Below are 19,023 nucleotides of genomic sequence, written 5' to 3'. Positions count from 1 at the left end.
GAGATTATTCAGATTGTTGGCAAGTTGATAGTGTAAACGCGCCAACTGCGCGGTGGTTTATACTTCTATAAGCTTGTCTACGATCAGTTCCGGGTCAATGATACCGTGGAGCCGCTCGCCGATATCTGCAAGGCCACACAAAAAGTCGGCCCCTTCGCCCAGCTGCGCCTCGATATTCCAGCTGATACTGTCTTTTGAAACCATATACATGGTATGCACCTTGTCTATGATCAGGCCAAGCTGCATGTCGTCGGTTCCACAAACAATGATAAAACTTTTTTCGGTGTAGCGCATTGATTGGTCTGTGGTCAGCAAGGCATCAAGGTGCAGCAGGGGGGTTACCTTGCCGCGCAGATTGACCACACCTGCAATAAAGGGCGGTGCCATGGGCAGCCGGGTTAGCGGCATGTAGCGCAGCACCTCAACAATTACCGAAACAGGCAGCAGAAATACCTGTTCACGTATGTAAAACGAAACCATCTGCACCTGATCCTGCGCAGCCAGCTTTGTGCGCAACGATGGGGCGCTTTCGGCCTTGCGGGCAGAGGGGTGCTCGGCAGTGCCAAGCTCTTGGGCCACGTTTGCAGCACCGGCAAGAACCCGCTCCGGCTCCTGCACCGGCATATTCTGTAGCGAATCACTGCCAAGATATTTTTGCACAAATGCCTGTTCCGCAGGGCTGAGCGCAGAATCCACAGCCTGAGGCACGGTGAGGCACTGGTCGGCAAAGTATTCTTCGGGCGTTTTTACCATAGCTTTACCACTTCCTGAGCAAGGGAATCATAACCACTGGCTCCCCTGGAACGGGCGTCAATATCATAAATGGTGCAACCCTGGGCGCTTGCCTCGCGAAAATGCGTGTCTACGCCAATAACGGTTGAAAACATGGACTGTCCCATTTTGCGTCGCATCAGTTCCAGAACCCGTGTACACGCCTTTGCCCTTTTATCATACATGGTCGGCACCGCCCGATAGCGGATGGCCCTGCCCAGTGCCTTGTTCAACGTGTGCAGCGTGTCAAACAGCAGCTTGAGCCCGTGCAAGGCAAGAAAATCTGTCTGGATCGGTATTATCAGCAGGTCTGCGGCCACCAGGGCGTTGACCAGCAAAATACCCACATGGGGCGGGCAATCCAGAATAATATAATCATAATTATCGCGCACATGCGTTAGGCTGCGCAACAGCACGCTGCCCTTGGCCTGCCGCTCGCGAAAATCCACCTCAAGTTCCGAAAGCCGTATGCTGCCCGGGGCCACATCCACCCCTGGCAGGGCAGCCGGGTGTATCAGTTCTGGCCATATGGCTGGCCATGCTTCTTCCTGCGCCAGAAAAAGATCGTGCAGGCTGCACGCAATGCCCTCTGGGTAGATGCGCGCATGCAGTGTGGCACAGGCATGCGGATCAAGATCGAGCACAAGAACCTTTTTGCCCATACGAGCCAGCGCGCTGCTCAGCGTGATGGACGAGGTGGTTTTGCCTACGCCCCCTTTCTGATTGGCAATGGCCAGTACTTTTGCGCACATGAAGTCTGCATCAGCTCATTTTTCTGTAAACAATTGTGCCCTTGTGGTGCTCAAGCTGGAATGCGCGGCTGATATTGTGCAGCGATTCGGAATGCCCGATAAGCAGCGCGCCGTTTATTTCAAGATTGTCGTAAAATGCGTTGATAACCTTGCGTTTCATCTCGTCATCAAAATAGATGATGACGTTGCGGCAAAAGACGATCTGCGATTTTTCAACGCGCTTGAGCTGATCTCTGTCGTTAAGGTTGATCTGCCCGAACGAGATAAGCGCCTTGAGCTCTGGTTTGATCTTGTACTGGGTGTCTTCCTTGATAAAATAGGCGTCGGCAATTTCCTTGGGTGTTGTGCGCAGGGCGTAGTCGTTGTACACGCCACGTCGCGCCGCCGCCAGCACGGCCTCGGAAAGGTCGTTGGCGGTGATCTTTATGTCCCAGCTGGAAATCTCGCCCTTGAGCACTTCGTGCAGAATGATTGCCAGGGTGTAGGGTTCTTCGCCGGTGGAGCAGCCCGCCGACCAGATGCGCAGCTTTTTGCGGCCTGCCTTGCGGCACTGGTCGAGAATATCGGGCAGCACACTTTTTTGAAATACCTCAAGCTGCGGCGGGTTGCGGAAAAAGCTTGTTTCGTTGGTGGTAACTACCTCAAAGAGCTTGTTAAGCTCTGTGCGGCGGCTGCCGTCAAAGCGCAGAAAATTGTAATAATCGCTGTAGCTCTTAAGGTTCAGTTCCTTGATGCGGTTGGAAAGCCGGTTTTCCACAAGGTACTTTCGGTTTTCCGCAATAAAAATACCGCATTGCTGGTAGATAAAGTCGCGCAGCTGCAAAAATTCTTCGTCAGAAATCTGCAAATCCTTGCGAAAAGGCGATGCCGCGCGCGCTGGGTCAGCTGCCTGCGTTGGTGAGCGAAATGCGGCCGCAGGCGTGAGCGGCGGGCGCAGGGCGCTTGTGGCGGGCTGCATGGCGGGCCGGGTCGCTGCCATGCCAGCGGGCTGGGTAGCGGGCCTGGGTGTTGCCATGCCGCTGGCGGGTGGTGTGGGGCTGCCCGTGCGCGGTGGCAGGGTAGAACCCAGCGGTGGTCTGGCGGTACCGACACCGGATTGCCCAAGCCCTGATTGCCCAAGCCCTGATTGTCCAAGGCCTGTTTGGCCAAGCGGAGGCCGCGTTGCGCCTGCCGGGGAACTGCCCATACCCATACCACTCTGGCCCATTCCACTCTGGCCAATACCACTCTGGCCAATACCGGGCGTGGTAGGGCGAAATGTTGACCCCGCCGGAGCGGCCCCCGCCGGTTGGGCTTGAGTGCCAAGAGGCGGGGCAGCTGACTTAAAGGGCGAAGCAGGCGCAGGAGTAGCTGGTCTGGCAGGCATGGCTGGCGCAGTGCCCGGCGCAGCCGGGGTGCCAAACCTTGGGCGCTGCTCTGCCGGAGTTGCAGGCGTGGCGCTGCCGGTCGACGCGTTGCCAGTATTCTGGCCAGAGCCGAGCGGGCTTTTGGGAAATAACGTAGGGGGCTGAGACATACCTACTCCTGTTCGGCCTGGATCATTGCCAAGGCTTCTTCCGCCGCATGCTGAATTTCAGAATCTTCGTGGTTCATCATGCCGAGCAGCACACTAAAGGCCACATTGCCACCGATTTTGCCAAGGGCCTCAACAACTTTGAGGGCAACCATGGGGCTTGCACTTTCAAGCATCTGGGCCAGCACCGGCACGGCATCTGCCACCCTGTGCATACCCAAGGCGTCTATGGCACGGATGCGAACCCATTCATTCTCATCGTTAAGCGCATTGAGAATGTATGGCAACACTGTCGGAGAACCGATTTGTCCCAGCAGATCTACCACGGCAAGGCGAACGTCCTTGTCTTCATCTGCCAGGCGGGGCAAGAGCAGGGGCAAAAATTCTTCTGCCTGTTCGCCGAGGTTTAAAAATGCCTCAACAGCCACCTGACGGGTACGGGGATATTCGTCATCAAGCGCAGCAGAAATTTCTGCCAGATTTTCAGCAATGCTGTAGCGCCCAAGGGCGTACACTGCCATCATGCGCTGCATGGGATCTTCGCTAGTGGCGCGCTCCCTGAACAGATCGTTAAGCCTGGGGCTGTGCAGGTTGATGCAGGCCTCAAGCGCCATTTCCTTAACGTCCACATACTTGTGGTCAATCTGCGCAAAAACGAGGTCTTCCACATCCGGGCAGGTGGGGTGATTGCCAAAAAAGACCAGAGCACTTTTCAGAACTTCGGCATCTTCAGAATCATTCATGATGGTGACGAAGAAGGGCGAATCGTTACAGTCGCCGAGCATGGCCAGCTCGGCGGCAGCCATGCGTTGCAGCTCTGGGCTGACATTCCAGAAAAGTTCCTTGAGGTCGGGCACACAACGGCTGTCGGCCATGAGGTGACAAGCCTCCATGGCCAGCAGAATGCGGGGGTCTTGCTGGCTCATCAGGGCAGCGCGCACGGCATCGTTGTACCCGATGGCCGCAATTGCCTTGATGGCTGCCTCGTATAGTTCGTCCTGCCGGTCTTTGTCGAGCCCGGCGGTCATGTCAATGAGGGGGCCGCTGCATTCTTCTGCACCAATGGCGCTCAGGCCTTGCAGCGATGCCATCAGGATGTCTTCATCGTTATCGGTGAGGGCATCAAGCATGTAGGCGCGCATGCGTTCCTGCGATTTGCCAGCAAGCAGCGAGAGCCCCTTGCCGCCCAATATCTGCACAATGGCCTTGACGATCTTGTGGCGCAGAGCCTCGCGCACGTTTTCGAGCGAGCTGAAGAGAAGGGGAATGGATTTGACATCACCCATGTCGCCCAGGGCATCCACAATGGCCGAGCTTACCAGAGGCGAGGCCTGTGTAAGCAGCTTAACAAGAGCGCTTACGGCAGAGTAATCCTTGATTTTTGCCAGGGCTTCCACCACGGCAAACTGCACCCATTCCTCATCGTGCATGGCCTGGCACAACGAGTTGACAGCCTCGGGAAATGCAAGTGTGCCAAGGCTTACAGCGGCCTGATAGCGCACGTTTACTTCCGGGTCTTTGAGCAGCGCGCGGCACAGCAGCAGACAGGCCTGGTGTGTGCGGCAGTAGCCGAGAATGTCGGTTACAAAGATGCGCAGGTCTGCGTCGTCGTTCTGCATGTAGGGCTGGATGCTCTCAATGCTGTCAGAGCCGATTTCGCGCAAAATATCCATGGCCACGTTGCGCACTGGGGCTTCGTCGCTGCGCAGCAGGGGCAGCAGGGCAATTACTACCTGGGGGCCGCGTATCTTGCGCAGGGCGTATTCTGCTGCTTCCTGTACACCCACGCTTGGACTTTTGATGTGTTCGCAGAGCATGGGAACGGCATCTTGCATGCCCTGGTCGCCCGCGCTGAATGCCGCGTCGCGGATCGCGTCATTGGCGCCGGATTGCAAGGCTTCAAGAATAGCTTTGTGCTGAGGATTTTCCATGTTCATAGTCATGTCCTGCTACGGTGGGGTCAGCCTCTGACCGTTGTGATGATAGCGTTAGCAATATCGTCCACATCAAGTATGAGATTGGCAAGCTTGTTATCAACTACTGCTTTGGGCATGCCGTACACTACACACGAGGCCTCGTTTTGCGCAATAAGGCAGCCGCTTTTTTCGCGCAGTACCTTTGAGCCCTCGCAACCGTCAGAGCCCATACCGGTGAGAATCACACCCAGCGTGCGTCTTCCCATGGCTTTGCCCGCAGTTTCAAAAAGCACGTTTGCCGAGGGCTTGTAAAGAGCATCGCGGGGTTCTTCTGCCACAAAGATTTCTGGCAGAGGGCCGCGCATGCGTATGCCTATGTGCTTGCCCCCCGGGCAAACGTATGCGTGGCCGGTTTTAAACTTGTCGCCATCCCTTGCCTCGGTAACGCCGATTTTGCACACGCTGTCGAGACGTTTGGCAAAGGGATTTGTAAAGGCCGCCGGCATGTGCTGCGCAATGAGTATGCAGGCGGGTAAATCCTCTGGCAGCGCCGACAGGATTTTTTGCACAACCGGCGGGCCGCCGGTTGAAACGCCAATAACCACCAAATCTCTTGGCCCCTGGCAGGGGGTTTGAACATAGTCGGCGGGCTGCGATGGCTGAGGACGCGGAACCGGAACCTGAATCTGGTTTATGCGCCGGTACTTGAGCTTGATAATGGTTTTACGCCTCGCAATGGCCCGTACTTTTTTTTGCAGTTCTGCCGCAAAATTTTCGCGGTCGCTGCTCATGTTTTTGGGTATAAAATCAAGAGCACCGTATTCAAGCGCCTTCAGTGTGCTTTCTGCACCGCTCTGGGTGAGCGAGCTGACCATCAGCACAGGGATGGGCGTTTTTTTCATGAGCTGCTGCAAAACCCCCAGGCCGTCCAGCCTGGGCAAATCCACATCAAGGGTCATTACGTCGGGGTCCAGTTCCTCGGCTTTGAGTAATGCCTCTTGACCGTTGCGGGCTGTGCCCACAATTTTGATGTCAGAATCCTGCTCCAAGAGCGAGGTAATGGTGGTACGCATAAAGGTTGAATCATCAACCACAAGGACACGAATCATAAGGTAGGCTCACTCCAAAAAATTCTCTCACTAGTTTGAGTATGCTACGTCAGGCATTATTTTTTTACAAATAAAAAATCACTTGCCAAAGTGCTCAGTCTTGCTTATGTTCCCTTTCTCGACGGGATGTGGCTCAGCTTGGCTAGAGCGCAGCGTTCGGGACGCTGAGGCCGCGCGTTCAAATCGCGCCATCCCGACCAATAAAATCAAGGGTTTACGGTAACCACCGTAAGCCCTTTTTTTTGTTTCCGGCTGCAATTTTGTTCTTCTGCCCATAAAATGCTCCGCCTTTATTAGCTCCAAGCCCGCCCTGCACAGGCCGTGGCCCCGTGAAAATCATCTATTTTTTCTTGCTGTTTGCCGGGAATGGATAAATTTTTTCCAGATTTGCCTATTATTATCGGTAAAAAATCCGGCTTCAAAAGGTATGTTCAGTACATTTCCTTCAAGGCGGGTTTTTGTGATGTGTGCCAGCCAGGCGCAACGCGGCAGGGGTAAATTTAAATTCGCACAAAATAATTATGTAACTAGCAAAAATATTACATGTTGCTTAATTCCTTTGCAGGCAGATGGGCACAAACACCGTGTGTGTGCAGCTAATTCACAGCGGAGTGCTGCGTTGAGCAGTGTTGCTGATAAGTATATGATAATCGATGTATTTGTGTTATTTCTGATATGATTCAGTAAATACATGTAGTTACGTACGCATGCCATGCATGGCATAGAAATGGCATTGCCCTCACGGTGCTGGAAAAGCGGTATGCGTGTAGCTTGAACTGATGTTGAAACAGATCAACAGGAAATTATCATTTGTATAAAATGATTTGTTGAGCGTATTGCTGCATTAATTGTGTGGCAATTATATTTTATATGCTCAACAAATATTTAGATAGTTGCAATAAAAATCAGTTTAACTGGAGTTATAATGGGTATCAGAAAGATTGTAAGACTTCCCTTGCTGTGCTTTTTGTTGTGTCTGTGCTGCCTTATGGGGGCCTGCGCCACTGCCGGTAACGACAGCCTGCGCAAAGAAACGGAAGCCTCGGTAGGGGACAAGATCAAGCCCGGCGAAACCACAAAGGCTGAAATCAAGGGCATGTTTGGTTCGCCTCTTACCACGTCCTATACTGATAGTGGTATGGAAATATGGCGGTATGAGCTGTCAAAAATCAGTGTGGATGCCACAAGCCTCATTCCTGTGGTAAGTATTTTTGCAGCCAGCTCAAGCGGCAAGAAGAAGGAGCTGATTGTCTTTTTTGACGATAAAGACGTTGTGAAAAAATACAATATGAGTGAATCAGACGTAAAGGTACGGCAGGGGCTTTTTAACCAGTAAGTTCGGTTTCAGCTCCCCGCCTGATAAAATAAAAAAGCCCGTTTCAGCATGAATGGAGAAACATTCTTTCTGAAACGGGCTTTTTGCGTATTTGCGGGGCCGCAGGGCAGCCCTTTTACGGTGGCTAGCTCAGTGAGGCCAGACGTTTGATGGCTTCTTCCGTATCGGCGGGAGAGCCAAAGGCAGTCAGGCGCACATAGCCCTCGCCGGAAGCGCCAAAACCTGCACCGGGCGTACACACCAGCGCCGTATTGTTGAGCACATGGTCAAAGAAGCCCCACGAGGTCATGCCATCGGGCACACGCACCCAGATATAGGGAGCGTTGACGCCACCGTAGACAGAAAGCCCCATGGCCGTGGTGGCAGCACGCAGATTTTCTGCATTGCTCTGATAGCCGCGAATCACGTCCATGACCTGTTCCCGGCCTTCGGGGCTGTAGGTGGCGGCGGCGGCGCGCTGCACAATGTAGGGGCAGCCGTTGTACTTGGTGCATTGGCGGCGGTTCCACAGGCCGTTGAGGCCAATTTTGCCACCCTTGCCGTCGCTGATTTGCAGGGCCTTGGGCACTACCGTGTAGGCGCAGCGCAGGCCGGTAAAGCCTGCGGTTTTGGAGAAGCTGCGGAATTCCACGGCCACTTCCTGCGCACCTTCAAGCTCATAAATGCTGTGCGGAATGGAGCTGTCGGTGATAAAGGCCTCGTAGGCAGAATCGTACAGAATGACGCAGCCCTCGCGGCGTGCGTAATCTACCCAGCCCTGAAGGGCCTGGCGCGAAAGCACCGTGCCTGTGGGGTTGTTGGGGTAGCACAGATAGATGATGTCGGGCCGGGTTTTGGGAAAGTCCGGCACAAAGTCGTTTTCCTTGAGGCAGGGCAGGTACACGAGCCTGTTCCACTGCTTGCCCTCAAATTCGCCAGAGCGGCCCGCCATGGCATTGGAATCCACATAGACGGGATAAACCGGGTCGGTGACGGCCACGATGCTTTCTGCGGCAAACAGTTCCTGAAAATTGCCCACGTCGGATTTGGCGCCGTCGCTCACAAACACTTCGTCGGGGCTCAGGTCAACACCGCGTGCCTTGTAGTCGTGCTCGGCAATGGTTTCGCGCAAAAAGGCGTATCCCTGCTCCGGGCCGTAGCCGTGGAAGGTGGGGGCGTCGCCCATGTCGTCCACAGCCTTGTGCAGTGCAGCCACAACTGCAGGCACGAGCGGGCGGGTTACGTCGCCGATACCCAGGCTGATAACGCGCTTTTCGGGGTTTGCTTCCTTGAAGGAGGCGACCTTGCGGGCTATTTCCGCAAAAAGATAGTTGCTTTGCAGCTTGAGAAAATTGCTGTTTACGCTGGTCATCACATTCCTCTGAATCAGATGTGGTAAGTGCCGGTGAAGACGGTGACGGCCCCGCCGGTCATATAAACGTGGTTGGAAATTTCGTCCCAATGGATGTGCAGTGTGCCGCCCTTGAGTTCAACGTCGATCTCGCGGCCAGTGAGCTTGTTGAGCACGCAGGCCACGGCCACGGCGCACGCGCCGGTTCCGCAGGCCAGGGTTTCACCTGCGCCGCGCTCCCACACGCGCATTCTCACCTTGGTGGAAGAGATGACTTCCACAAATTCGGTATTGGTGCGCTGCGGAAAAAGCCTGTGGTGCTCAAAGCTGGGGCCGATCTTGGGCAGATCGAGGTCGTCTATGCCTTTCATGAAAACAACCGCATGCGGGTTGCCCATGGAAACAGCGGTAATCTCATAGCCCGCGCCGTCAACTTCTACCGGGCGGCCCACAAAGCGCTGGGCGCTTGTGTCGCCCTCCACCAGCACGGGAATGTTGGCCGGGGTCAGCACTGGTTCGCCCATGTCCACGGTTGCACCGCACACCTCGCCGCCTTCAAACAGCAGCCGAACGATTTTTTCACCAGCGCGGGTTTCAACGCGGATAACATCCTTGGCGAGAATGCCATGGTCGTGAACATATTTGCCCACGCAACGAATGGCATTGCCGCACATTTCGGCCTCTGAGCCATCAGAATTGAACATGCGCATGCGCACGTCCGATGTTCCAGAGGGCAAAATAAGCACAAGACCGTCTGAGCCAACGCCAAAATGCCTGTCGCTGATCTGGCGGGCGAGGTCGTTGGGGTTCTCCACACGTTCTTCAAAGCCGTTCACATACACGTAGTCGTTGCCGATGCCCTGCATTTTTGTAAAGCGCAGTGTTGCAGCCATATATACTCCTTATCATACGGGGGGCCGAAACAGGCTGCCCATGATTATCTTGGCAGTATCACAATTACGTATTTATTCTGATTCAAGGCAAAAGTAAACACAGTGCGGCCTGACCGGTGCAGATCATCATGCTCTGTCTGGCTGCCCGTTACAGAAGCGCCGGTTGCGCACCCGGCAGCATACCCGTATTGCCGCATCTGCCCGGCAATATCCATCGAAGTTCGTGCGCCGTGGGCGCAAAAAAAGCGGAGAGCCGCCAGACTCTCCGCTTGATGACCACTGGCCTTCGCCGTCCGTTGCGGCGAACGGCGAGGCCTGTGGCTCCCTGCGGCTGAACCGCAGGGGCCGGAGGCAAGGAGACCATCTTCCCCCCCGGGATGAGACCCCCTGCCCCCAACTATTTCTTAACGACCTAGTGAGCCCAGAGCAGTTCTGCGTACTTGGGCAGAACCCACAGGTCATCAGCCACCAGACGTTCAAGAGCGTCAGCATGGGTGCGGCATTCGCTCATGGCGGGCAAAATGCCGTCACGGGCGGCCTTGGCCTGTTCCAGCGCACCTTCGGTACACAGGGCTTTTTCCACGGCCTTTTCCAGCACCACTACACCCTTCTGGAGTGCAACGATGTGGCCGCGCAGTTCGTTAAAGTATTCCTCTTCGCTGGCAGCAGCCTTGTCGCCAAGCACTGCACGGGTTTTAACAACCGCGTCGGCAGCAATGTTCTGGGCGGTGAGGCTGGGCGGCAGCACAGAGGCACGGATCATGTCGGCCATGAGGTTGCCTTCGATGCACACGGTCTTGCTGTAGTTTTCCAGCAAGATATCCTGGCGCGAAAGAATTTCGCGTTCGGTCAGGATGCCGTGACGCAGGAACACGTTCATGACATCGGGATCACTGTAGTGCTCAAGGGCGGTCACGGTATTGTTGTAGTTGGGCAGGCCGCGACGAGCGGCTTCTTCGGCCCAGGATTCAGCATAGCCGTTGCCATTGAAGACGATGGGCATGTGTTCTTTGAACAGGCGGGGCAGCAGAGCCTGCAGGGCCGCATTCAGCTCGGTGCCAGCGGCAACGGAAGCTTCGAGTTCGGTGGCAATGTCGTCCAGAGCGCTGGCCACGGCCGCGTTAAGGGCGATGTTGACCGGAGCAACGGACTGCGAGGAGCCCACGGCGCGGAACTCAAACTTGTTGCCGGTGAAGGCAAAGGGGCTGGTACGGTTGCGGTCGGAAAGATCCACGGGCAGGGGAGGCAGGGTAGAAACGCCCACTTCCATGACCGCGCTCTTCTTGTTCTTGGAGCCCTTGCCGTTGATGATGGTGTCGAGCACGTCGGTAAGCTGTTCGCCAAGGTAGACGGACAGGATGGCCGGCGGGGCTTCGTTGGCACCAAGGCGGTGATCGTTGCCAGCACCCACAGTACCCAGGCGCAGGGCTGCGCTGTGCATGTGTACGCCACGCAGCACGGCGGCCAGGAAGACCAGGAACTGGGCGTTGTCCACCGGGGTGGAGCCGGGGTTGAGCAGGTTGTTGCCGTCAGAATCGCTGATGGACCAGTTGTTGTGCTTGCCGCTGCCGTTTACGCCAGCAAAGGGCTTTTCGTGTACCAGGCACACAAAGCCGTGCTTGCCAGCCATGTGGCGCATCATGTTCATGCAAAGCATGTTGTGATCGCAGGCAATGTTGGCTTCTTCGTACACCGGGGCGATTTCGAACTGACCGGGGGCCACTTCGTTGTGGCGGGTCTTGGCCGGAATGCCCAGCGAACGCAGCTCGTTTTCCAGATCCTGCATGAAGCTCATCACGCGGGGAGGAATGGAGCCAAAGTAGTGGTCTTCCATTTCCTGACCCTTGGGCGAGGTGGCACCGATGAGGGTGCGGCCAGCCAGCAGAAGGTCGGGACGCAGGGCGGCCAGGTTTTTATCGACCAGGAAGTATTCCTGCTCAGGGCCCACATTGGCTCGCACGTAGCTGGACGAGGTGTTGCCAAAGAGCTTGAGAATACGCGAGGCCTGACGCGACAGGGCCGATATGGAGCGAATGAGCGGAATCTTGCGGTCAAGAGCTTCGCCCGAATACGAGTAAAAGTACGTCGGAATGTGCAGGGCCGCCCCATAGGGAGAGGGGATGATGAACACCGGCACGGAGGGATCCCACGCGGTATAACCACGGGCTTCAAAAGTGGAGCGGATGCCGCCAGAAGGGAAGGAGGAGGCGTCCGGCTCACCGCTGATCAGCATTTTGCCAGAGAATTCGCTGATGACCTGACCATCGACGGTGGGCGACAGAAAGGCGTCGTGCTTTTCGGCAGTGAGGCCGGTCATGGGATGGAACCAGTGGGTGTAGTGCGTGGCACCGTTCTCAATGGCCCAATCCTTCATGGCATTGGCAACAACGTCGGCGATTTCGGGATTCAGACGTTCGCCGTCGCGGATGGTCTTGGCCAGCTTCTTGAACACATCCTTGGGAAGGCGCTTGCGCATGGTAGAGATGCCAAACACATAACGGCCAAAGATGTCTTCTGCGCTACGGCCTACTTCATCTGCACTGCTGGGGGTAACCGCAGCAGTGTTCACTGCCTTGAAGATTGCCTTTTTACGGGGGGAACTCATACCCTCGTCTCCTTTCTCATTTTGTTGCTTAACACAGGCTTATACCCGGATTACAGAGCCTCGTCGCCTCGTTCACCAGTGCGGATGCGGATGGCGTCCATAACATCACTGATGAAAATTTTACCGTCGCCAACCTGTCCCGTGCGGGAGATGGAAACCACAGCATTCAGAACAGTTTCCAGCATGTCGTCGTGCAGCACTACTTCCACCTTGATCTTGGGCAGGCAGTCTACCTGCATGGTGGTGCCGCGATACACTTCGGTGTGCCCACGCTGACGACCAAATCCCTTGATTTCAACGTAGTTCATGCCGTGGATGCCCATGTCGGTAAGTGCGTCCTTAACCTTGTCAAACATGCTGGGCCGGATGATGATTTCAAGCTTTTTCATAGGTCGTTCCTTTGCTGTTTCCCGTTGACTACAAGGAGTAGCCGCGTTCGTTGTGCTCGCTCAAATCGAGGCCAGTGAATTCTTCCTCAGGCGTAACCCGCAGGCCGACAACAGCGTCAACCACATAGAGGATGATTCGGGAAACAATGTAGCAATAACCCCAGGTAGCCACAATGGACACGATCTGGATCCAAGCCTGTTCGGGATTGCCGTAGAACAGGCCGTCGGTGTTGTTGATGGCGGCGCAGGCGAACAGGCCGGTGGCAAGCGCACCCCAGGTGCCGCCGATGCCATGGATGCCGACCACGTCAAGGGCGTCGTCGTAGCCAAACTTGTTCTTCAGCAGCACGCCGCCGTAGCAGATGATGCCGCCAGCAAAACCGATGAGCATGGCGGGCAGCACTTCCACATAGCCCGCGCCGGGGGTGATGGCCACAAGGCCGGCCAGCGCACCAGAGATGGCACCAAGGCTTGTGGGCTTGCCGGTACGAATCCATTCAACGAGCATCCAGCCAAGAATACCGCAGGCAGAAGCCATGTGGGTGGTTACAAGGGCCTGACCAGCAAGAGGACCGGAAACCAGGGCGCTACCAGCGTTGAAGCCGAACCAGCCGAACCACAGCAGGCCGCCGCCAAGCAGGGTGAAGGGCAGATTGTTGGGCGTAGCGTGCGAGCTGCCGGTGGAAAGCCGCGGTCCAAGGGCCTGGGCACAGGCAAGAGCCGCCGCGCCAGAAGACATGTGAACAACTGCGCCGCCAGCAAAGTCAAGGGCGCCCATCTTGCTCATCCAGCCGCCGCCCCACACCCAGTGGGCCATGGGGGAGTAAACAAAGAGCAGCCACAAGCCAGAGAACACAAGCATGGCAGAGAAGCGGATGCGCTCAGCGTAAGCACCTGAAATAAGGGCCACGGTAAGAGCAGCAAACATGCACTGATAACCCATAAATACCGTGTGGGGCAGCTGGGTGGCCGCAGGAGCCGACTCGCCGCCTACACCTTTGAGGAAGAGGTAGGAAAGATCGCCGATTATGCCGCCCACGTCTTCACCAAAAGCCAGGGTGTAACCCACAACGGCCCACAGTACAGAGATGAGCGCCAGTGCGCCGTAGCTGTGCATGTGCGTGGACAAAATGTTGCGGGAGCGAACAAGGCCACCGTAAAAGAGGGCTAGCGCCGGGGTCATCAGCATGACCATGGAGGCGCAGATCAGAATAAATGCAGTATCCGAGGCGTTCATACGGACATCCTTCAGCGTAGTCGGACCGGCGAGGGAGGCAGTGAGCCGCACAGTGCAGCTGGCTGGGTCTCCGTCGTTCCGTTCCGCGTTTAAAAAAGAACCTCATCCTCGTGGGCGGCGCCATGCCCACCGCTGCGGTACAGCACCGCAGCAATGCCCTGTATAGGCATGAAGTGTGCCAAACCTGTTTCAGATAGCATTAAAATCGTTCAATATGCTGATTTATAATAACTTTATATTTTTACACGCGAAGGGATATGATTGCAGGCCCTTGGGTGGGCTGAATAATTTCTACGCTTATGTTGAAAAAAAAGCCCCTCCGTATGCGCTCTAGGAGTACATGCGGAGGGGCTTTTATAATATCGTTAAATTTTAGGTTGTTATATGAAAAAATCAAAAAAATACATAATCGTAGAAATAATCTGCCTTACTTTGTATGTTTTCGGAGCTGTTTATATAACTATCCAAAATTAAATTATAATTTTACAAAAATCTGGTCAAAACGGCTTGTTTTAAAAAATACCGATGTGTAGATTTATCATTTTCTACTCATCCTCTCCCTTGCGATAAACCGGGCGAAATGCCTTGTAGGTAATGTTGTACTTTTTCATGCGCAGGGCCATGATTCTTTCTGTCAAACCAAGGCTGGCTGCGGCCTTGCCCATCTGGCCCTGGCTGAACTCCAGAGCCTCGGTGATGGATGCGCGCTCCAGTTCGTCCAGCTGCTCCTGCAAGCTGCCGGAAAGCCCCTGCCGGATGAGGCCCGGTGTGTGCCCTGGGCTCACAACTGCGCGGCTGCCGTGCAGGGCAGGGGGCAGATGCTGCGGCAATACCAGGCCTTCGCGGCCAAGCAGCAGCACGGCGCGCTCCATGACGTTTTCCAGCTCGCGGATGTTGCCCGGCCATGTGTAGCGTTGCAGCATATCCATAACAGAAAGGGAGAGGCGCACATTGCTGCGGCCATTGGCCTGCGCGTACTTTTTTATGAAATGGTTGGCCAGTGGCAGAATATCTTCTGGGCGGAAGCTCAGCGGTGGCAAAAAAATGGGAAAGACATTGAGGCGATAAAAAAGGTCGCGGCGGAAGGTTTCTTCCTCGACCATTTTTTCCAGATCGCGGTTTGTAGCCGTGATAAAGCGCACGTCCACATAGTGGGTTTCCATGCCGCCAAGGCGTTCAAAGGCGCGTTCCTGCAACACGCGCAGCAGTTTTGCCTGGGTCATGAGCGAAAGCTCGCCCACTTCGTCCAAAAACAGCGTGCCGCCGTTGGCAAGTTCAAAGCGGCCCTTGCGCGTGGCGTTTGCGCCGGTAAAGGCTCCGCGCTCGTGGCCGAACAGCTCGCTTTCAATAAGATTTTCGGGCAAAGCGGCGCAGTTGAGCGAGATAAAGGGCTTGTTGGCGCGCGTGCTGCCAGAGTGGATGGATCGTGCCGCCAGCTCTTTGCCAGTGCCCGATTCGCCTTGCAAAAAAACCGTGGTGCTCGATGGGGCTACCTGCGCAATCTGCGCATACACCTTTTGCATCACTTCTGAATTGCCCACAAACCCCCGTGGCCGAAGGGGAGAGGATGTTTCTTCATCCATGCGGCCCTGGGATTCAAGGGCGGCGTGCCCAAGCAGGGTGGATATGATGGTGAGCAGGCGCATTTCGTCTTCAAGCGTTGCGTCGTCCACCAGCAGATGGTCTACCGACAGCGCGCCCACTACCTGATCGTTGAGGCGGATGGGCACACAGATGAACGAGATGCCCTCCTTGCCCAGATCGCGCGACCGGGTGCGGTTCAGGAACAGCGGCTCCTCGGATACATTGGATATGTACATGGAGCGCCCGGTTTCGATAACGCGCCCGGTTATGCCCTCGCCGCGCACATAACGGCCACGGCGGGCCTCGGCGGGTTTGAGCCCGTAAGCCGCTTCAATGCGGATTTCGCCACTGTTGGGCGAAATGAGCGTGATGGCGCCGCGCATCATGTGCAGATGCTCTGCCATGAGCTGGAGCGCCTTGTTTAAGGCAACACCCACATCAGTGGCAGAGTTGACCACATTGGAAAGGTCCAGAAGAAGGCGCAGCTGTTCTTCGCGGTGGCTGTCTGCGTTGGCCGAAGAGCGCGCCGCGTTGCCGGGACGGGGAGTTGTGTTGCCAGATTTTTGCATGGGCTGCTTATATCCCAGGCCGGGGTAAACTTGCAATGTGTGTGGGGGGTAAGCGCTGGGCAGAAGGTAAAAAAATGTTGCGTCTGGGGACATTAATTTACTCCCGCCCACCGGTCCTGATGGAAAAAATTCAGAATTTTTTGTACATATGCTTGACACTTGGGGGACATTGCCGTAAATACACCCTTCATAGCGCGTCCCCATCGTCTAGCCGGCCCAGGACAACGGCCTTTCACGCCGTCGACAGGGGTTCAAATCCCCTTGGGGACGCCAATTAAGAAATATCGGGTTACATCGAAAGATGTAACCCGTTTTTCGTTTTTGGGGTTGCTCCCTCCGTCTTTGAGGTAGAGCCGGTAGAGCCGGTAGAGCCTCGCTACAGATGCCACCGCAATAAGTGTTGCCTATCAAGCGACTTCCTTTGAACTGCTATCTTCACTATGCCGATTGGGCATACCCGACCATGCGTTATTAGCATTTGACCCAGACACGGAGTTTTGAGTAATGATGTGAAAAAGAAATTTCATTTCAAATTCGACGAGGATCTCAATGAAAAAGATTTTTGGAGTCAAGAAGCTGTTGTCTTGCTGCCTGTTGGCAAGCGGAATTTTTATGGGCAATCAGCCAGCGATACAGGCTGCTGAAAATCACGACACGCTTAATTTTGTGAATTTTCGTGATATCCGTGACCTGAACCCACATCTTTACGCGGGTGAAATGTACGCTCAGGAGATGCTGTTTGAAACCCTGATAGACATAACCGCCGACGGGTACAAGCCGTGCCTGGCCGAGAAATGGGATATCTCGACAGATGGCAAGGTGTACACCTTTACCATTCGCAAGGGTGTGAAGTTCAGCGATGGCGAACCCTGCGATGCCTATGCCATCAAGGCTAACTTTGATGCAATTATTGAAAATCAGAAGCGCCACAGCTGGCTTGAGATGATGCGCCTGCTGCAAAAGGTGGAAGCGCCAGACGCGCAAACCTTCCGTATTGTCATGAGCGGGCCCTACTACCCCATGCTTACCGAGCTTGGCGTAACTCGCCCCTTTGCCATGATTTCGCCCAAGGCCATGAAAAACGGTTCGACCAAGGACGGCGTGGCTGCCTACATAGGCACGGGCCCGTGGGTTTTGAAGCAGTCCGTAACAGACGAATACGCAATTTTTGAGCGCAACGAAAACTACTGGGGTGAAAAACCCAAGCTCAAGCGCATTATAGTAAAGGTTATTCCCGACAATCAGACCCGTATCATGGCGCTGGAAAAGGGCGAGATTGACCTTATTTGGGGCAAGAACATGCTGGATGCAGACGCCCTTAACAAATACAGAAGCAGCAAAAAATTCGACATCAAGCTTTCTGAACCCACGTCAATACGTTGTCAGCATCAGCCTGTTGCCGCTGGCGGCGTTGAGGGTAGTGTATATTTCCGCAAAGCTGCTGACCGCAGCAGGGGCCAGCATGTCTGTGCTGAGCACGGGTTCTTCAATCTGGATGATTTCGCAAAGAGGGGCAAGCGAAGCCAGAAGTTCGGCGTACACTTTTACAATGCCGTCAAGACGCGACCACTTGTGGTCATCATCCTGAGATTTTGCCAGTGCCAGCCAGGTAAACGGACCAATCAGGGCGGGCTTGGGCGCAAACCTCAGGTCACGTGCAAGGAGAGTGTCCGCAAGCACAGGATGTTCACCCGGCTGCCATGGAGTGTTGTCCGTAATTTCGGGCACGAGGTAGTGGTAGTTGGTGTCGAACCACTTGGTCATTTCCATGGGCGGAACATTGCGCAGGGCATCGCCGCGTGCAAGGCTGAAGTACTTCTCCAGAGGAGAATCGCCACGGCTTGCAGCAAAACGCGCTGGCGTCGCGCCGAGCATGCAGGTGATGTCGAGCATGCGGTCGTAAAACGAAAAATCCCCAGTGGTCACGTAGGCAAGGCCAGCATGGCGCTGGATATTCCAGTGCTGCATTTTCAGGTCAGTTGCGACTGCAATGAGGGATTGTGCAGAACGGGAGCCGTTCCAGAAAGACTCAAGAGCCTGTTTCAGCTCTCTTTGTCTGCCGATAGAGGGGAACCCGAGAATGTGGGTTTTCATAGGGATGCTCCTTTCAATAAATGTTGAAAGAGCAGTCCATTTCACGTTCGTCCAGAATCGCATGCGTGAGCATTCGATAGGCCGGGCATTTGCCTGTACGCGAGACAGTACTGCCGTGCTGCACCAATCGCAGCAATTGTGACAAGTCGTCTCCTGGCTTCCGGCCTGTGGCAGTCTGGCCTTCCCATTTGCAAATACAAACAGTGGCCTTGACTCAGGTAATGCCGGTTACAGTGGCGCGCCCGCGGCAGATTCTCACTGCCTTCCGTTTATTATCACAATATCTGGATAAGTTGATATATAGCAAATATTCGCATGTCAACCTTTTTAATCAAGCTAACATGCAAGAATTTAATCGATATTAATTGATAAAACTGGATCATCAGCCAGAACGACGAGATATGGCCAAAGAGGGGCACAACTGATCCACTTGGTGTGGAGCGCGCGCCAAAAGTTGGCGGTGGAGTTTCAATCCACGCTCCCGCACGGGGAGCGACCCCAGAATATTCAGCCCGGTACATAGCTGATTTGTTTCAATCCACGCTCCCGCACGGGGAGCGACAGGACAGCAGGAAGCCTTGTGTGGCCATCTGGTGTTTCAATCCACGCTCCCGCACGGGGAGCGACGCAAGGAGTGGTGGTCATGGAAGACCAACGGAAAGTTTCAATCCACGCTCCCGCACGGGGAGCGACCGAAACTGCGGCAAAATTTGTGCTGGCGCAGGCAGTTTCAATCCACGCTCCCGCACGGGGAGCGACATGCCGTTTTTGCCCGTGGCCGTGACAGGGTTTGTTTCAATCCACGCTCCCGCACGGGGAGCGACACAGGCGGGCGGGCGTGGTCATGTTGCGGTGATGTTTCAATCCACGCTCCCGCACGGGGAGCGACAGGATGCCGCCGTAATTGGCGGCATGAACAGCTCTG

Annotated in this window: 13 protein-coding genes, 2 tRNA genes, 1 pseudogene, 1 CRISPR repeat array and 1 riboswitch; of the genes and pseudogenes, 4 read left to right on the top strand and 12 right to left on the bottom strand. The window is 55.2% G+C overall.

The annotated features are described in order from the left end of the window. Positions 1–57 precede the first annotated feature (57 nt). From ACE3NW_RS10355 to ACE3NW_RS10335, 5 genes are all read right to left on the bottom strand, one after another. Positions 58–753: a chemotaxis protein CheW gene (locus ACE3NW_RS10355; RefSeq protein ID WP_374283075.1), complete on the bottom strand. Its 696-nt coding sequence runs from the start codon at positions 751–753 to the stop codon at positions 58–60. Continuing rightward, complete coding sequence (locus tag ACE3NW_RS10350; RefSeq protein WP_374283073.1) at positions 747–1,523, bottom strand: ParA family protein; 777 nt, start codon at positions 1,521–1,523, stop codon at positions 747–749. Before ACE3NW_RS10350 ends, ACE3NW_RS10355 begins: the two co-directional genes overlap by 7 nt. A 10-nt stretch (positions 1,524–1,533) precedes the next feature. Further along, the gene (locus tag ACE3NW_RS10345) at positions 1,534–2,370 is read right to left on the bottom strand and encodes a protein-glutamate O-methyltransferase CheR (RefSeq protein ID WP_374283130.1); all 837 of its coding nucleotides are present in this window, start codon (positions 2,368–2,370) and stop codon (positions 1,534–1,536) included. Positions 2,371–3,041: 671 nt separating this feature from the next. Continuing rightward, on the bottom strand, positions 3,042–4,973 hold the full coding sequence (locus ACE3NW_RS10340; RefSeq protein ID WP_374283071.1) for a HEAT repeat domain-containing protein: 1,932 nt from the start codon (positions 4,971–4,973) through the stop codon (positions 3,042–3,044). A 23-nt stretch (positions 4,974–4,996) separates the two neighbouring features. Continuing rightward, positions 4,997–6,061, bottom strand: coding sequence for a chemotaxis response regulator protein-glutamate methylesterase (locus ACE3NW_RS10335; protein ID WP_374283069.1), 1,065 nt, complete (start codon positions 6,059–6,061; stop codon positions 4,997–4,999). Positions 6,062–6,183: 122 nt separating this feature from the next. Here ACE3NW_RS10335 and ACE3NW_RS10330 point away from each other — a divergent pair. Both ACE3NW_RS10330 and ACE3NW_RS10325 read left to right on the top strand, forming a co-directional pair. Then, positions 6,184–6,261: transfer RNA gene (locus tag ACE3NW_RS10330), tRNA-Pro, on the top strand. Between the two features lie 725 nt (positions 6,262–6,986). Further along, positions 6,987–7,397 carry a hypothetical protein gene (locus tag ACE3NW_RS10325; protein WP_374283066.1) on the top strand — a complete coding sequence of 137 codons (411 nt, stop codon included), beginning with the start codon at positions 6,987–6,989 and terminating at the stop codon, positions 7,395–7,397. A gap of 124 nt (positions 7,398–7,521) precedes the next feature. On the opposite strand, the gene ACE3NW_RS10320 is transcribed toward ACE3NW_RS10325, so the two are convergent. The 6 genes from ACE3NW_RS10320 to ACE3NW_RS10295 form a co-directional block, all read right to left on the bottom strand. Then, positions 7,522–8,748, bottom strand: a complete 1,227-nt coding sequence (locus ACE3NW_RS10320) for an LL-diaminopimelate aminotransferase (protein ID WP_374283064.1) — start codon at positions 8,746–8,748, stop codon at positions 7,522–7,524. Positions 8,749–8,762: 14 nt separating this feature from the next. Beyond that, the gene (gene dapF / locus ACE3NW_RS10315) at positions 8,763–9,620 is read right to left on the bottom strand and encodes a diaminopimelate epimerase (protein ID WP_374283062.1); all 858 of its coding nucleotides are present in this window, start codon (positions 9,618–9,620) and stop codon (positions 8,763–8,765) included. A gap of 412 nt (positions 9,621–10,032) precedes the next feature. Continuing rightward, complete coding sequence (locus ACE3NW_RS10310) at positions 10,033–12,225, bottom strand: glutamine synthetase III (protein ID WP_374283060.1); 2,193 nt, start codon at positions 12,223–12,225, stop codon at positions 10,033–10,035. A 50-nt stretch (positions 12,226–12,275) separates the two neighbouring features. Then, positions 12,276–12,614: a P-II family nitrogen regulator gene (locus ACE3NW_RS10305; protein WP_374283058.1), complete on the bottom strand. Its 339-nt coding sequence runs from the start codon at positions 12,612–12,614 to the stop codon at positions 12,276–12,278. A gap of 28 nt (positions 12,615–12,642) precedes the next feature. Next, positions 12,643–13,851 carry an ammonium transporter gene (locus ACE3NW_RS10300; RefSeq protein ID WP_374283056.1) on the bottom strand — a complete coding sequence of 403 codons (1,209 nt, stop codon included), beginning with the start codon at positions 13,849–13,851 and terminating at the stop codon, positions 12,643–12,645. Positions 13,852–14,396: 545 nt separating this feature from the next. Beyond that, on the bottom strand, positions 14,397–16,004 hold the full coding sequence (locus tag ACE3NW_RS10295) for a sigma-54 interaction domain-containing protein (RefSeq protein WP_374283054.1): 1,608 nt from the start codon (positions 16,002–16,004) through the stop codon (positions 14,397–14,399). Positions 16,005–16,200: 196 nt separating this feature from the next. Between ACE3NW_RS10295 and ACE3NW_RS10290 the strand changes: the two genes are divergently transcribed. Next, positions 16,201–16,277, top strand: a tRNA-Glu gene (locus ACE3NW_RS10290). 276 nt (positions 16,278–16,553) lie between these two features. Beyond that, positions 16,554–17,279, top strand: a pseudogene (locus ACE3NW_RS10285) (ABC transporter substrate-binding protein); the annotation flags it as partial. A 96-nt stretch (positions 17,280–17,375) separates the two neighbouring features. Here ACE3NW_RS10285 and ACE3NW_RS10280 read toward each other — a convergent pair. Beyond that, positions 17,376–18,098, bottom strand: coding sequence for a hypothetical protein (locus tag ACE3NW_RS10280; protein WP_374283128.1), 723 nt, complete (start codon positions 18,096–18,098; stop codon positions 17,376–17,378). Positions 18,099–18,224: 126 nt separating this feature from the next. Next, positions 18,225–18,410: riboswitch (cobalamin riboswitch) on the bottom strand. Between the two features lie 153 nt (positions 18,411–18,563). After that, positions 18,564–18,987: direct repeats of the CRISPR family, unit length 32 nt; unit sequence GTTTCAATCCACGCTCCCGCACGGGGAGCGAC. Between the last annotated feature and the right edge of the window lie 36 nt (positions 18,988–19,023).

Origin of the sequence: Desulfovibrio sp., from assembly GCF_041907885.1 — a bacterium.
GTDB lineage: Bacteria > Desulfobacterota > Desulfovibrionia > Desulfovibrionales > Desulfovibrionaceae > Desulfovibrio.
Note: the sequence above shows the minus strand (reverse complement) of the source record. Positions and strands in the feature narration are given on the sequence as shown.